We start from the raw sequence: 15,481 nt of genomic DNA, 5'->3' as shown, positions 1-15,481 counted from the left end.
TAATTTATGTTAAGGGGAGAAATGAAGTGGTTTTAGGTAATCCAATTGCAAAAGGGAATACTGCAGAAATTTATTTAACTGATGATAAGGTTGTAAAATTATTTAAAGATTACCTCCCAGATACAGAGTCTATGAATGAAGCAAAAAAACAAAAATATGCGTATTCATGCGGGCTGCCAGTTCCAAACGTATTTGAAGTAATAAAGATACAAAATAGACAGGCAATTATTATGGAACATGTAAAAGGGGACAACATTGGTGATCTTCTGCTTAATAATTTAAATGAGGCAGAGCGTTATATCGGCCTTTGTGTTAATGAGCAAAAAAAAATCCATGCTATACATGTAAATACAGATGAAATGGAGTTAATGAGGGAAAGGTTAGAGAGTCAAATTAAATCTGTACATAAATTGGATGAAAACAAAAAGAAAAACATATTACTAAAATTAGATTCTATTACATTTGATTTTAGGCTATGTCATGGAGATTTCCATCCATTTAATTTAATTTTGAGTAAGGAAGAGAAAGTGAAAGTTATAGACTGGGTAGATGCTAGTTCAGGGGATATTCGCGCAGATGTATTTCGAACATATTTGTTGTACTCACAATCTTCGGTAGAATTAGCTGAGATGTATTTACATATATATTGCAGTCGTACCGGCTTATCAAGAGATGAAGTTTTTCAATGGGCTCCTATAATTATTGCAGCTAGATTTTCTGAAAAAGTATCACCGCAAAATGAAGTGTATTTGAAAAGATTATTGAATCAGTATTTATAAGTCATAAAAAAGGCTGTCAGCTAATTAATAAATGCTGTTGTTTAACCAAATTTTCCTTGCAGTTAAACAACAGCATTCTTAAATATTGATATAGGTATTCTTATTTTCGATCTTCATCCTATAAAGGTTCATAATCCGTACTTGTTCCTCCGTTAATTCTTCTTTATCCCAATACATATGCATTAAGCTATATTCAAAAATCTCCTTTAATTTAATAAATAACGGAAACTTGTCTTTCATCTCTTTTGGTAGCTCATTTTCCTTTTGGCAGCCTTCAAATAGTGCTTTTGTAATAGAATACTCATAGTCAACGATATTCCCATTTCCAGCAAATGAATATTCTATCGCACTATAAATAGGAACGGCTAAATCGAATATGTAAAAATGTTTTTGGAATGAATCCAAGAGAATATCAACTTAACAAAATGCCTATTCAATCATTTGTTAAACTAAATTTAAATAAAGAAGGGGCGTTTAAAATGAATATTTCTAGAAAAATAGAGTTTGAACAGTTACGAGATAGGAAGAGTGAGCTATTTGATAAAGAGGTACTTAACATATTAAATGGTCAAGTTATGTATGAAGAATTTAAAAACGAAAAGCTAATGGGTGATTCTGATTATGCACCATTTAATGAGGCAATGTGTGTGAACCCTGCTACTACACAAGTTTTTGATGAGGATTTTATTAAAACAAGAGCGGAAGGACATAACAGTTCCGTAGAAAGTTATACAAAAAAGGTTATAGATCCGTTAGAAAAACTTTTTACGAAAAATTATAAATGTATTGTTTTATGGTTTGGTGAAGATATGTTTTGTCAAATGAACCTACTTACCATACTTTCTCACCTTGAACAGTCTGTTTATGAAGGGAAGGTATACTTAAATAGCTTTAGAGAGGATGAATTTAAAGTAAATCAAATTGAACTTGAATTGGGGAAGTATTCTTCTATATACAATGAAGTATTAGTAAACCATAAAAAGACCTCCCATAAGGTACCACCTGTAATGTATCAGGCTATAGACTTATTTTTAGAAATGTTAACAGAAGATAATGCAGTAATGAAATTCATTTCTAAAAATAAAGATTTATCAACTCAAGAATTATTAACGAAGTTGTTTCATCTTTTTCCTACAATCGGATATGGAGATACTCAGTACATAGAACTGATTAATAAAATAAAGAAGAAAGCTACACCAAAAATATAGGTGCAGCTTTCTTCTTATAATTGCTCAAGTAATTCTAATTCTTTTTCTACAAATAGCATTAGTTCTTTAATTGTTTCACCAGAAAAATCAAAACGAATACCGGCTGCATCATACACGTCTTTTATAGATTGCGAGCTTCCTAGTGATAATGCCTTTTTATAATTTTCTAGCGCTTGCTTAGGATCCTCTTTATATTGTTTATACATTTGTAATGCACCAAGTTGGGCGATCGCATATTCAATATAATAAAATGGTACTTCAAAAATATGGAGTACAGGTAACCAACTCGTTGCTATCCAGTTTTCGTAGCCATCAATATGTATGACGCTAGACTGATAATGTTTTTGAAGTTGTAAGTATTTTTCATTTCTTTCTTTAGAAGTATGACTTGGATTTTCATACAGCCAGTGTTGAAATTGATCGACAATAAGCATAATAGGTAAATATGAAATAACATCTTTAAAGAAGTTAATTTTTGCTTGTTTTAAATCTTTTTTGTCTGTATAGAAGGTATCCCAATAATTAAGCGAGAATAACTCCATTGTCATACTGGCTAGCTCAGCTGTTTCAGCTGGAATTTCTATATACTGTCGTAATTTTAATGGTTTTATGAGTTCGTTATGAATACTATGACCCATTTCATGTATAAAAGTGACAATATCATCTTGTGTATAATTTAAGTTCATAAAAATATAAGATAATTGTGAAGCTGGTAAGTACTCACAAAAGCCACCAGCTGCTTTTCCTTTGCGGCTTGTTAAATCAAGACAATTGTGTTTATACATTCGGTTTAAAAGTGCTGAAAATTCAACATCTAGTTTATTAAAGATATGAGTGCTCTTTTCAATTAAATCATTTTCATTTGCAATAGGTTTAAGTACTTTTTGATCTGGAGTTACAGCTGATACATCCCACGGGCGAAGTGTATCCAATTGCAGTTTATCTTTTTTCTCTAGCAATATTTTATCTTTAAGAGGCACAACATACTTACGTATGGATTCAGCTAGTTCATAGCAATCTATCGCTGAATAATCAAAACGCTCGTATTTTTTGAACATATAATCGCGATAATTCTCTAGTTGAATATTTTTTGCTTTTTGATGGCGAATTTCAATTAATTGATTTAATATGTTTTGCAGTTCTTTTTCAACAGATAAAAATTGTTCAGAAATAATGGTTTTTGCCTTTTTACGGGTGTCACGATTCGAATCTTGTAAATAGGATTGTAATTCTGTTATCGTTTTTTCTTCTCCGTCCCAAATTCCACTTAATCCTCCAGTGATTTCAAAGTACTCTGTGACTAATTTGTCTTCCTTTATTTCTAATTCGATATTTTCCTCACAAAATAACTTTTGAGCATTTTTTATTTTTGTATCTAATAAACCATATACATTAGAATCTAATTCCATTCGAAAAGGTGACTCTAAATATTTATTATCCAATAAATTTTGGTATCGCTTTAAAAGTGGCTTTACAAATTGTTGATCATGTTCAAAAGTATCCTTTATTTCTTCATCATCCGTATTACATTGAAAGGCGATGTAATGTGATCTTAATTGTTCTTCGATGTCCCAAATTACTTTTGACTGCTCTTTTAACCAATTTTCAAGGTCTAGTTTTGAAGAAATCATTTTATTTAATAAAGTCGAAAGAGTTTTTTCCAATTGTAGTACATTACTAATATCAATCGTATTTACACGTTGCATTATATATCCCTCACTTTGTATTTATTCATAGAGATATTCTATTTATTAATTGTAATTCCCTTGTTAAGTGGGGTAAATGTGAAATAATGTTAAATTTAATAATTAAAGAAGGTATTTATATGTCAAAGTAAAAAGTTTATCGTAAATGAAAATATATGGAGGGGTGCTGCATGAGAAAGGGAAAGAAGTTACTTGTATTTTTATTTCCACTTGCTTTATTATGTGCCTGTGAGAATGACATTGAAGATGCTAAAAGTGAAGATTCTATAGTGATGGATATTGCCACAGCAGCGGTAAAGGAGGAATCTTTTTTTAGTGCTGCTATAAGAGATGAAAAAGAAAGAATATTAGATTTAGAGATTGCTGATAGCGAAGATAGTAACGAAATAAAAAATGATATTAATAAAAGATTGGTGATACAAGGTGTAACGTCTTATAAAATCAATATAACTCAAAGAAATAGAGAAGTTGTAAAGGCAGAGAGTAGATGGAATCAAGTTTTTGGACATATATTTGATGACGTATTCAGAAAAAATGGATATGAAGGGTTTGGTATTCAGCAAATAAATTATAAAAAGAATCAACCTGTTACCATTGATATAAAAACTAAGATTAGCGATGATGAAGTAGGGGCGAGAGAACTTGGACAGAAAATAGAAAAAGAAGTTGAAGTTGTACTTAAAACAGAAGCAGTAAAGAAATGGATTGAAAATGATTCATATGCTATTGGGATTTACGATATAGATGATCGGAAAATTAACTAATTGAGGAATGAATGCTATATGAATGAAAAATCGATATAATTAAATATAGAATTACTGAAGGAGGTGTAAGATGTATAAGTATTTACATATTTTAAACGACATAGAAAATATGATTAAAAATGGAGAAATAAGAGAAGGAAAGAAATTACCGTCTATACGGTCACTCGTTACGCAATATGAATGTAATAAGGCAACAGTTATACGTGCGCTTCATGAATTAGAAAAGCGTCACATTATATATTCTGTCCCTCAAAGTGGATACTACGTTGTTAAAAAATCAGAGAGTACTATAGAAAATAACGAGATAATTGATTTTGCCTCCTCAGCACCAGATCCAGATGTTTTTCCGTATTTAGATTTTCAACATTGTATTAATAAGGCTATTGATACGTATAAAAATGATTTGTTTGTATATGGAACGCCGAAAGGCTTACCATCTTTAATACCAGTTATTCAAAAACAACTAGCAAATTATCAAGTCTTTACAAAAGAAGAAAATATTTTTATAACATCAGGTGTTCAGCAGGCACTTGCTATATTAACTTCTATACCATTTCCGAATGGAAATGAAACTGTATTAATTGAACAACCAACATATCATCTGTATATTGATTATCTAGAAATAAATAAAGTTCCTGTAATCGGTATTAAACGTACGAATGAAGGTATCGATTTGAATGAATTGGAGCAAATATTTCAAACCGGAAAAATAAAATTCTTCTATACGATACCGAGATATCATCATCCGCTTGGAACGTCTTATTCTAAAGATGAGAAAGAAAAAATCACACTATTGGCTAAGAGATACAATGTATTTATAGTGGAAGATGATTATTTAGCAGATTTAGAAACTGATTCAAAAGCAGATCCATTATATAGCTTGGATAATTGTAGTCATGTCATATATTTGAAAAGTTATTCGAAGATTATTTTTCCAGGTTTACGGGTTGGAGTTGCGGTCATTCCACCATCCATTGCAAATGCGTTCTATACATACAAAAAGATACTAGATATTGATAGTCCGATGATTTCTCAAGCGGCTTTAGAAATTTATATAAAGAGCGGTATGTTTGAACGTCATAAAAGTAAAATTAATTCTTCCTACTATAATAGATCAATAAAACTAGCAGAAACATTAGAAAAAGTGCAAAATGAAGATCCATCATTATTTACATATAATAGACAAAACACATTTGGAATACACACTTGTTTAGAAATGCAGAAAAACACAGTTACAGAAACACTTATACAAAAATTAGGTGGCAGGCAAATAAGTGTCGATACTATTGATAAGAATTATATGAGGAATTTTCCTAAAGAAAAACTGTTAAAGTTAAATGTTTCGAATGTAAAAGAAGATAAGATTGAAGAAGGTATTCGTAAAGTAATTGAGGAAATCAAGCAATCAGGGCGTTTAGATTTTCAATTTAAAAAAGAATAATACGTATAGGAAGGTTTATTGTGAGGCGAAAAATAATAACCTTGTTTGTAGCTATTGCCATAGTAATTGGAGCGTTGGTAGTTACGAAATATTATAAAGAAGATGATCAATGCATAGCAATTACTGAGTATTCAAAAGGTATTATCGTAGATTAAAATAACCGACCTATAGCAGATGTGAAAATTCAATTAAAAATAAAATGCATAGTATTTCACATGAAAAGGTGAATTTGAAATTGCGGATGGTGTTTGTGATGACATTTTGTTGCAATTAGTTACTCCAAATAACAGAGTCCACACAAGGAAATATGAAAGAGAACATATATCAAAAGTTATACAGTTGAATTATAAAAATGAGGCTGAATAAAATGAAACCATTACAAAGGGAAGTAACAATTGTGACTGGGGCAACAGATACGCTGGAAAAACAGTAGTAGCGTTAGAAAATGAACAAAATATTGGGAGTAATTATTTTGAGGAGAATGTTTTGAATCAAAATTAATATTTTTAAGAGCACTCTAGAGCCGAGTGCTCTATTTTTTATACTGTACACAAATAATGAACTTCTCTTAACTATCAAAATAGTTATTTGAAAAGCATTGGTAAAAATGAAATACAATCAAAAATAAAGTGGCAAATCCAACTCACCCAAACACTTTTTGAATTTTTCCATATATAATTTAGTGCTAATCTAACTGGGATTATAGTTATTAATAATTGCATTGGCACAAAACCGTAAGCTGGAATATGCCATAAAGCGAACAATAAACTACATATTATGGATGCTGTACTAAATTTCAATCCTAATTTTTGTAATGCAATAATTATATTAGTACAAATCAATTCTTCACCCATTAACATAAATGGTATACGGAATAAAATCATATAAATACTTATTACTTCAGCAACAGAATTTTTAGTTGCAGGTTCAAAAATGTAACTGAATATTAAACTGGAACCCATACCCACGATAATAGTTAAAGGCACACCCCAAAGTAAAGTTTTAAAACGAAAATGTTTAAATTGCTCTAATGATATTTTTCCTAAAAAATAGTATCCTATAATTCCACATAATACAAGGTTCCATAAAGCTTCAATAAGTATTCCTAACAATTGGGGTAGATTCCCCCCTAAATAAACCGCAAAAATTTGATATACAATCCCGGTAGTAATTAATAAACTAAAAGCCAAAAGAGATTTCGAAGCAATTTTTTTCTCAGTTTCCAAAATCTTTGTTTCCACAACAACCCCTTCTTTCTTATTTCTTGTTAATTATAAATATATAATAGCACATTAAAAACCTAAATAATGGTAAAAAGATGGGTATTAAAATAATTTTTTATCAGTAAATTCAATAGATAATAAAATCGATTGGTTTGAGTATGAACTGCTGAGAATTCAACGTTAAAAGATAAATTATAAAATTATGATTAGGAAATTGTTGTATTTATACATAGTCTTATACATTTTTAAAGTTTTGTTAAACTAATGGTAATATTTTACTGTTAGATGCTATCATTAAATTATAATTTATATTTTGAATAGGAGGAGATCGAGTCTATGGCGGTACGTATAGTCGATGATTTACAACAATTATCATTGTTACTTATGTTTTTAAGTACATTCATATTTTACAGATACTTAAAGAAGGTTAAACGAGAGAGAAAATTGACTGGCTTTGAATGGACAATGTATTTTGTCACTCAATTTGCGACATTAATTTGGGCAATTACTTATTTTATTAAACACTTAGCTGAATCGTAAATACTAATCATTCAATTTAGTTTACTGTTATCTATTTGGGATATAAATATAGTCCGTATCTAAATCAATGACAACATTGCTTATGACGTCTTCTTGTAGTAACTTTGGAATTTTTTTGTAATGATAGCGTACACAAAATAAGCTTAGCAGATCCTCATTAGATATCTCTTCATTTTTACATTTAAATACATCGTTATTAATTCGTTAATAGAACAGTTACGGCCAATAACATACTCGTTTATTCTATATCCATCAAATTCAATTATCATGTTATCACTGTTGGGTGCTAGCCAACGCTATAGCTTTAATTTTGGATGAATCTATTATACATTGTTTGAAATTTAGTGAGAATATATTTTTATAAAGTGAGAGGATATGAATGGAACAATATAAGTTAGTTTTAGAAGGTGCGAAACAACTTAAGTGGGAAACAAATGAAATTAAGGACATACAGGACGATGAAATTATCGTTAAAACAATCGCAGGATCGATAAGCATTGGGGCCGAGTTACCACAGTATAATGGATCCGATGTTACAGATCCGCATCCTTTTTATCCAAGAAAAACTGGATATGAAAGTTATGGTGAAGTGATTGAAGTTGGTAATCAAGTAACACATGTAAACGTAGGTGATAAAGTAGTTTCTTTTTATGGACATGAAACGATAGGGATAGTTAAGGCGCATAAAGTAATTCGAGTGCCTAGTTCTATACAACCTAAAATTGCTTTATTATCTATTCTTTCATGTGATGCCGCTAAAGGAGTATTGAAACTAAACCCGCGACAGGATGAAAAAGTACTTATAATTGGAATGGGAGTTATTGGTTTACTCGCTTGTTATTTCTTAAAATACTATGTAGGCATTGAGCACGTGGATGTTGTTGAGCCTAATAAAAATAGAAGAGATTTTGCAAAGAAGTTTGGTACGAAAAACATATATGATTCAGAAGAGAAAATAATAGAAACATATAATTATGGTTTCGAATGTTCTGCTACAAATAGTGGGTTCCATACTTTGCAAAAAGCTCTTAAAACTAATGGTAAAATATGTATACTGTCTGATGGTAATATAGAAGAACTAACATTAACTGCTAACTTTTATCAGAAAGAATTGCAAATTATTGGATCAAGTGACGGATACGATTATCAAAAACATGCAGATTGGTTTTTTGAAGAAATAGGAAAAACACCATTTATAGAGGAGATCTTTCAACATGAAATACATTATACTTCACTCATACAATGCTTTGATGAATTGAGTTTAGGGATAATTAAACCATTAAAAGTATATGTTTCATATGAATAACGAAAAAAATGAGCAAATATTTGTCACATACCTTACAAATGTTTCGTCACATTTATGATTATTAAATGAGGAGGAACATATATGAAAATATTTGTAGCAGGTGCAACTGGTGTAATAGGACGTTCTTTATTGCCAATGTTAATAAAAAATGGGCATACGGTGTTTGCGATGATTCGTAATACTTCGCAAGTAGAAGCAATGAAAAGGGTGGGTGCCATACCAGTAATAGCTGATGTACTTAATAGAGAGGCTGTATTTTCTGTATTAGAAGAAACAAATCCCGATGTAGTTATTCATCAATTAACGTCATTGTCATCATGGAATTTTGAGGATAATGCAAAAATTAGAACAAAAGGCACTCGTAACCTTGTCGATGCCGCTAAAAATGTAGGGGTACAGAAAATAATCGCTCAAAGTATTTCATGGGCGTATGAACCAGGGGATACATTTGCGACTGAAAAAGACTCACTACATATTACTGCTTCTATGCCTCGGCAAGTCACTGTTAATGGCATATTGAAATTAGAAAAAGCTGTTACTGAGTTACCTGAATCGGTTATACTTCGTTACGGCACATTATACGGACTAGGAACATGGTATGCGGAAAACGGATTAATAGCAAATCAAGTTCGTAATAATGAAATTATCGCATCAGACGGGATAAGCTCGTTTATACATGTTGAAGATGCTGCAAGAGCTACTATGCTATCCCTTAATTGGCCTTCAGGAATCGTAAATATTGTAGATAATTATCCAGCAACTAGTAAAGAATGGTTACCAATATATGCAGCAGCGATAGGGGCACATAAGCCTAAAGTTCAAGATGGGAAAAATAGTTGGGAAAGAGGAGCTTCCAATAATAAGGCACGTAAAGAGTATGGATGGACACCTTTATTTCCATCATGGTCTGAAGGATTTAACAATTTAATAGGTAAGTAAAACACACCTTTAATGGCAATGATAGTAAAATACACCATTAAAGGATTGGGTTATTATGAATATAATTTGGGAAAGTATTATATTAACTTTTACTGGAATAATTGTTTTGAAAATGACAGGTAGTACATCTGTGAGCCAAATGACAAGAGCTGAAATCATTATAGTTGTATCAATTGGCCGTATTATTGTAGAACCTGTATTAAGTAGAAAAGTAGTCCCATCTATATTCGCGGCTATCATATTTGCAAGCATATTACTTATCATTCATTTCTTTGAATTGAAATCAAGGAAGGTGGAACAATTTTTAAATGGAAGTAGCATTATAATTGTTGAAAACGGAGAGATTGTAAAAGAGAATTTGATGCAGGCAAAAATGTCGGAACAACAACTTTATATGCAATTAAGAGAAAAAGGGATTCATGACGTAAAGAGTTTACAGCAAGTTACAGCGGAACCGAATGGTCGTATTGGTTATCAATTAATAAAAGAAGCACAACCAATAACTTTAGAAATGTTAGAAAAAGTATTAGATCGGTACAATATAAAAAGATAATTTCTCGTGAGAAAAAGCCAATACTATAACGGAAGTATTGGCTTTTTTATTTTTCTACAAACGTAAGGATTAATAAAATAGGGTGGATTTTAAACCAATCATTATAATAGATATAGGCTTATAATTGTGCTATATTCAATGGACTTATAGTGAATGTGGTAAAAAACTAATTTGGCATAGGTAGACGCAGCGTTAAAATTTATAAGTTTTTCATGTGATACTAAAAATGGATTGAAAATAAGGAGATAGATACATAATGGAATTTTGGGAATCAAGTTTTATCGAAAAACAAACGATGTGGGGATTTGAACCTACAGAATCTGCAATTTTGACAAAAGATTTTTTTCTTGAAAAGAACGTTAAGAATATATTAGTTCCGGGTATTGGATATGGAAGAAATGCAAAGGTTTTTATCGATAATGGTATAAATGTAACAGGTATTGAAATTTCGAAAACAGCAATCGATTTAGCAAGAGAAAACGGACTAGAAGATGTTAGTATGTATCACGGTTCAGTAAACGAAATGCCTTTTGATAATAAACTGTATGATGGGATATTTAGTCATGCACTTCTTCATTTGTTGAATGAACAGGAAAGAGAGAAATTTATTGAAGATTGTTATAATCAGTTAAAACCAGGCGGATATATGGTTTTTACAACTGTTTCTAAAAAAGCTCCCATGTACGGAAAAGGAAAACAGTTGGATAAAGATTATTATGAGATAATGGACGGTGTAAAAATGTTCTTTTATGATTCTGAATCTATAAAAAGATTTTAATCAATATAGATTAGTACAAGTTTCGGAAATTGATGAACCAAATAAGAACATGGCAAATAAACCTTCAATCAATTTCTTAATGATAAAATGTAAGAAAGAACGATAACTAAAAGTTATTAAGAATGATTAAAGATGTTTATATATTGATTATGCACAAATAAAAGGACAAGCATATAATATAAATACCTTTTAACTTTAAGTAACCTTAACTTTCGTTAATAGGGTATCTCAAAATCCCAAAAGAGCACTTGCGGAAACAAGTGCTCTTTTTTTTTGTTTCATAAATATTTATAGTTGCAAATTTCGTGCAATAAAAATAAATCTGAGAGAAATAATCATATCTTTATTATACGATTATTTCTGAACTACAAACGATATAGCATTTGTTTTTAATTGAATGTGTCTTTCATTTCGAACAATATCATAAGCTAATTCTTTTATTTCAACTTTTAGTTCTTTCCATTCTTTATAAATGCTTTTAAAGTACTTATCATTTCTTCGGTTGAAAGATTAATTTCAATTAAAGCTTCTAATTCTTCATTCGTTATTGAATCAATTTCTTGTATGTTAGAGTTAATAATTAAACAATTAATACCGCCGTTTTTTGTACCTCTTTTCATAGAGTGGAGTACATTTTTAAAATCTTCTTCTGATCTGACATGTTCTAAACTTGATACTGCAACGATATAATCATAAGCGTTAGAGTCAATATGATAGTTTTCAATTGCTGCTTCTTCTGTTTTTATAGCCTCGAATACATCATGTTCTTTGCTATAAATTTGTAGCTTTGTTAAAGCGGAATTAAGTAAATCAACACATGTAACGGTGCCGCTAGTATTTTTTATTTTTTTTGCAATTGGAATGCTATTTCTCCCAACGCCAGAGCCAAGGTCAAGTACTTGCAAGTTGTTTTGTCCGTCAAAGTGGTTCATCAAGTCCATAACCGTTTTAACTGGTTTGAAAAGCCAAGAGCCAGCTTCAAACAGTTTATATTGTTCATAGCAAAGGTCGTGATATTTCTTTTCTTCTTGTCTTATGTAATCGATACGGTTCACATTGTTTCAGCTCCAATATTTTTATTGCAAAATGAATAGGTGGGACAGCCTTTAACATTTGTTTGAATTCGAAAAATACCACCAGCATGTGGATACTCTTTTAATTCGTTATCACTCATTCTTGTTCTGGCTGTTGTAACATATAAATCTGTTAAATTAGGCCCACCAAATGTACATGATGTTACATATAACGCGGGAATTGGAATGCTTAATATTTGTTCTCCAGTAAAGGGATTCCATCTAGTTATTTTTGAACCTCCCCAATGTGCAATCCATAAACAACCTTCTTCGTCAATTGTCATACCATCAGGTAGACCATCATTTTCAGAGAAATTGATTACATCACTTGGATTATGAATGTCTCCAGTACGTATATTATATTGATAGCGAACCACTTTTTTAGTAGGTGTATCTATAAAGTAAAAGTATGTATGATCAGGTGACCAAGCAATTCCATTTGATGTATTTACATGTGAAACTTTTTTCTCTACACTTAAATTATGATGTAAACAATACAAGGAACCTGCAGCATTCATACCGTATGTATCTGTAGAACCTGCCCAGAAACGACCAGCTGGATCACATTTTCCATCATTGAAACGATTTTCTATTAAATGTGGTTCAGGGTCAAAAATATGTGTCAGTTTTTCTGTATTTACATTAATAGAATAAAAGCCGTTTTCCATAGCTAAGAGTAGTACATCCTCTAAATATGGAACAACACAGCCAATTTGTTGATTGAGAACAATTACTCGGTTCGTATTAGCGGTAGGATTATATATGCATAATTTTCTCTCCATAATATCAACCCAATATAAAAGTTGCTTTTTTCCATTCCAACATGGTCCTTCGGCTAAACTTGCTTTAGCATCTAAAACTAATTCTATATTACTGAACAAGATGTTCACCTCGCGTTATAAGATATTAATATAATTCGATAAGAATAGAGGTAAACCTTTTAGTCAAAGGATATTAAAATTTATACTGTAGAAAAATGACCTTCTCAAGTGATTAAAAAAGTGTATAAACAAGGAGAGGAAAATGCATATGATGTTTTATGAGATTGTTTGCTTTTCTTGTAAGAATATATTTCGTGTTTACGAAGGCAGTGAAAAATATAAGCGATTTAAAGAGAAACCAAAAGGGGCATATTGTTGTGATGAGTGTAGCCACAAAATTCAATTAGAAGCGATAAAGAATTTTTTTAGATAATTTTACGATTTCGATTCGGAAAAGTTTGACAATAAAAGTGTTATAAATTATCATATTAAAAAACTAATATTTAAGGCATAGAAGAGAAGAGTAGTTAAGAAAGAATACGTACAGAGAGCTCTGGTAGCTGAGAAAGAGCGGTATACATCTTAATGAAAAAAGACTTGGAGCTGCGCAAGGAACTAATTTATTTAGGGATGGTGCGACGGGTTCTCCCGTTATAGAGATAGGGTATAAGCATATTTTGCCGTACCTGAAGAGGTTAATATGGTGACATATTAACAAACTGAGGTGGTACCGCGAAGCTAACAACTCTCGTCCTCAAGATGAATAATCTTGGGGGTGGGAGTTTTTTTGTTGCATAAAACTGGAAATGAGAAACAAAAAATAATTGAGGTGAGTAATATATGCATTGGGCGTATGAAGTAGCACATGAATTAATTAGGAAACATCCAAATAAAGAAATGTTTGTTTGTGCATCTGGAATTAGTCCGTCAGGTTCTGTTCATATTGGGAACTTTCGTGAAATCGTAACGACTTATTTCGTAGTAAGAGCACTTCAAGATTTAGGGAAAAAGACTCGTTTTATATTTTCGTGGGATGATTATGATAGGTTTAGAAAAGTTCCAAAAAATATTGATCCATCTTTTGCAAAGTATATTGGTATGCCATACTGTGATATTCCAGATCCGTATGGATGTCATAACTCGTATGCGGAGCATTTTGAAAAAGAGTTTGAAAAATCGCTTCAAGCATTTGGAATTGAAGTAGAATTTATTTATCAACATGATGAATATAGAAGCGGAAGGTATAACAAAAATATATTAGAGGCCTTGTATAAACGAAAAGAAATATATGATATTTTAATGGGTTTTAAAACTAGAGAGTGTAGTGAAGAAGAGCGAGAGAGCTTTTATCCAGCTACATTATATTGTGAGAGATGCGGAAAAGATACAACAACTATTACACATTTTGATGAAGTATTAAAAACAGTCCGGTATGAATGTGAATGCGGAAATGAAAAAGAGTTATCCGTATTAAATACAAATAAAATGAAACTAAACTGGAAAATCGATTGGCCGATGAGATGGATGATAGAGGATGTTATTTTTGAACCGGGCGGTAGAGATCATTCATCAGAAACGGGTAGTTATAATGTATCAAAAGAAATTGCAAGGAAAATATTCAATCGAGAAGTGCCTCATTACGTTGCTTACGATTTTATTGGTATTAAAGGGAATCATGAAAAAATGTCTAGTTCTTCAGGGAATAGTATTACACCAAGCAATTTATTGAAAGTGTATATACCAGAAGTAATTCTCTTTATGTTTGCAAAATACAAACCAGGCGCTGCTTTTCATATTGGGTTGGATGAAGATGTGATTCGTAATTATACAGAGTATGAGCGATTGAAAGATAGTTATGAAAATAAAACGCTCAAAAATGAAGATTTATTTGATGCAATTAAAATCTCTAGAGTTGATAGTGAGATTAAAGAATATCCGAAATTTAATCAAGTAGCAGGAACGTTACCATTATTAAATTTTGATTCAACTATTTTACAGGGGATATTAAAGAAAATAGATAGGAGCTATGCATTAGATGAAATGAGAGCGATAAGTAATCGCGCAGAGTATTGGATAAGAAACTTTCAATCTGAAAAATTAATCGCGGTAAATGAGGAGAAAAATGCAGAGTTTTACTACACATTAGATGAAAGGCAGAAAGAATGGCTAGTAGAAGTTTGTAAAATACTTCGTTCTAATAAAGATTACTCTAACTTAATGGAGCAATTATATGGGATTTGTCATCATGAAAATAAAAAAATAATGAAAGAAAATCAAAAACAATTATTCACTATTATATATAAGCTCATTATGAATCAATCAAATGGTCCTCGTATACCATTATTAATACATGTAGTAGGCATAGAAAATTTCATCACACTATTAGATTTCTAAAACACAGTTAAAAGCA

At 31.0% G+C, this 15,481-nt stretch carries 14 protein-coding genes, 4 pseudogenes and 1 other annotated feature; of the genes and pseudogenes, 12 read left to right on the top strand and 6 right to left on the bottom strand.

Annotated features, from left to right (window positions below; translation table 11 throughout):
• Nucleotides 1–26: 26 nt before the first annotated feature.
• Entirely contained in the window at nucleotides 27–779 is a 753-nt protein-coding gene (locus IQ781_RS03085; protein ID WP_000242836.1) for an aminoglycoside phosphotransferase family protein, read from the top strand.
• Nucleotides 780–857: 78 nt separating this feature from the next.
• Here IQ781_RS03085 and IQ781_RS03080 read toward each other — a convergent pair whose 3' ends face one another.
• Nucleotides 858–1,184, bottom strand: coding sequence for an aminoglycoside phosphotransferase (locus tag IQ781_RS03080; RefSeq protein ID WP_139846806.1), 327 nt, complete (start codon nucleotides 1,182–1,184; stop codon nucleotides 858–860).
• Here IQ781_RS03080 and IQ781_RS03075 point away from each other — a divergent pair.
• Nucleotides 1,175–1,987 (top strand): hypothetical protein, encoded by an 813-nt coding sequence (locus IQ781_RS03075; RefSeq protein WP_001069556.1) that lies wholly within the window; start codon nucleotides 1,175–1,177, stop codon nucleotides 1,985–1,987. The two genes, IQ781_RS03080 and IQ781_RS03075, sit on opposite strands and share 10 nt — an antisense overlap.
• A gap of 14 nt (nucleotides 1,988–2,001) precedes the next feature.
• Here the strand turns inward: IQ781_RS03075 and IQ781_RS03070 are convergent, their stop codons facing one another.
• Nucleotides 2,002–3,693 (bottom strand): M3 family oligoendopeptidase, encoded by a 1,692-nt coding sequence (locus IQ781_RS03070; RefSeq protein ID WP_001190028.1) that lies wholly within the window; start codon nucleotides 3,691–3,693, stop codon nucleotides 2,002–2,004.
• A gap of 170 nt (nucleotides 3,694–3,863) precedes the next feature.
• Here IQ781_RS03070 and IQ781_RS03065 point away from each other — a divergent pair, with 170 nt between their 5' ends.
• From IQ781_RS03065 to IQ781_RS03055, 3 genes and pseudogenes are all read left to right on the top strand, one after another.
• A complete protein-coding gene (locus tag IQ781_RS03065; RefSeq protein WP_001225383.1) occupies nucleotides 3,864–4,457 on the top strand; it encodes a DUF4030 domain-containing protein in 594 nt (197 codons plus the stop codon).
• Between the two features lie 70 nt (nucleotides 4,458–4,527).
• Nucleotides 4,528–5,898, top strand: coding sequence for an aminotransferase-like domain-containing protein (locus IQ781_RS03060; protein ID WP_000280110.1), 1,371 nt, complete (start codon nucleotides 4,528–4,530; stop codon nucleotides 5,896–5,898).
• Between the two features lie 20 nt (nucleotides 5,899–5,918).
• Nucleotides 5,919–6,264, top strand: a pseudogene (locus IQ781_RS03055) (carboxypeptidase regulatory-like domain-containing protein).
• Between the two features lie 218 nt (nucleotides 6,265–6,482).
• Here the strand turns inward: IQ781_RS03055 and IQ781_RS03050 are convergent.
• On the bottom strand, nucleotides 6,483–7,139 hold the full coding sequence (locus IQ781_RS03050) for a CPBP family intramembrane glutamic endopeptidase (RefSeq protein WP_061457221.1): 657 nt from the start codon (nucleotides 7,137–7,139) through the stop codon (nucleotides 6,483–6,485).
• Nucleotides 7,140–7,457: 318 nt separating this feature from the next.
• Between IQ781_RS03050 and IQ781_RS03045 the strand changes: the two genes are divergently transcribed.
• Nucleotides 7,458–7,661 carry a hypothetical protein gene (locus IQ781_RS03045; protein ID WP_000290886.1) on the top strand — a complete coding sequence of 68 codons (204 nt, stop codon included), beginning with the start codon at nucleotides 7,458–7,460 and terminating at the stop codon, nucleotides 7,659–7,661.
• 27 nt (nucleotides 7,662–7,688) lie between these two features.
• On the opposite strand, the pseudogene IQ781_RS03040 reads toward IQ781_RS03045, so the two are convergent.
• Nucleotides 7,689–7,930, bottom strand: a pseudogene (locus tag IQ781_RS03040) (hypothetical protein).
• Nucleotides 7,931–8,040: 110 nt separating this feature from the next.
• Here IQ781_RS03040 and IQ781_RS03035 point away from each other — a divergent pair.
• The 4 genes and pseudogenes from IQ781_RS03035 (at nucleotide 8,041) to IQ781_RS03020 (ending at nucleotide 11,343) form a co-directional block, all read left to right on the top strand.
• On the top strand, nucleotides 8,041–8,967 hold the full coding sequence (locus tag IQ781_RS03035; protein ID WP_000438854.1) for a zinc-binding dehydrogenase: 927 nt from the start codon (nucleotides 8,041–8,043) through the stop codon (nucleotides 8,965–8,967).
• A gap of 81 nt (nucleotides 8,968–9,048) precedes the next feature.
• Nucleotides 9,049–9,906, top strand: coding sequence for an NAD-dependent epimerase/dehydratase family protein (locus IQ781_RS03030; RefSeq protein WP_065212711.1), 858 nt, complete (start codon nucleotides 9,049–9,051; stop codon nucleotides 9,904–9,906).
• Nucleotides 9,907–9,961: 55 nt separating this feature from the next.
• Nucleotides 9,962–10,459 (top strand): DUF421 domain-containing protein, encoded by a 498-nt coding sequence (locus IQ781_RS03025; protein ID WP_001021703.1) that lies wholly within the window; start codon nucleotides 9,962–9,964, stop codon nucleotides 10,457–10,459.
• A gap of 256 nt (nucleotides 10,460–10,715) precedes the next feature.
• Nucleotides 10,716–11,343 (top strand): annotated as a pseudogene (locus tag IQ781_RS03020) (class I SAM-dependent methyltransferase).
• 248 nt (nucleotides 11,344–11,591) lie between these two features.
• Here IQ781_RS03020 and IQ781_RS03015 read toward each other — a convergent pair.
• Together IQ781_RS03015 and IQ781_RS03010 are read right to left on the bottom strand one after the other, a co-directional pair.
• Nucleotides 11,592–12,292: pseudogene (locus IQ781_RS03015) on the bottom strand (class I SAM-dependent methyltransferase).
• The gene (locus IQ781_RS03010; protein WP_000492432.1) at nucleotides 12,289–13,191 is read right to left on the bottom strand and encodes an SMP-30/gluconolactonase/LRE family protein; all 903 of its coding nucleotides are present in this window, start codon (nucleotides 13,189–13,191) and stop codon (nucleotides 12,289–12,291) included. Before IQ781_RS03010 ends, IQ781_RS03015 begins: the two are co-directional and overlap by 4 nt.
• Nucleotides 13,192–13,333: 142 nt before the next feature.
• On the opposite strand from IQ781_RS03010, the gene IQ781_RS03005 reads away from it, so the two are divergent.
• Nucleotides 13,334–13,504: a DUF2197 domain-containing protein gene (locus IQ781_RS03005; RefSeq protein WP_000551042.1), complete on the top strand. Its 171-nt coding sequence runs from the start codon at nucleotides 13,334–13,336 to the stop codon at nucleotides 13,502–13,504.
• Between the two features lie 69 nt (nucleotides 13,505–13,573).
• Nucleotides 13,574–13,830, top strand: a binding site (T-box leader).
• Nucleotides 13,831–13,911: 81 nt separating this feature from the next.
• Entirely contained in the window at nucleotides 13,912–15,465 is a 1,554-nt protein-coding gene (gene lysS, locus IQ781_RS03000) for a lysine--tRNA ligase (protein ID WP_000558598.1), read from the top strand.
• Nucleotides 15,466–15,481: the final 16 nt, after the last annotated feature.

It is taken from the genome of Bacillus sp. N447-1 (genome assembly GCF_022701035.1).
Lineage (GTDB): Bacteria > Bacillota > Bacilli > Bacillales > Bacillaceae_G > Bacillus_A > Bacillus_A cereus.
The sequence above is the reverse complement of the archived record's forward strand: the minus strand, read 5'-3'. Positions and strand labels throughout refer to the sequence as shown.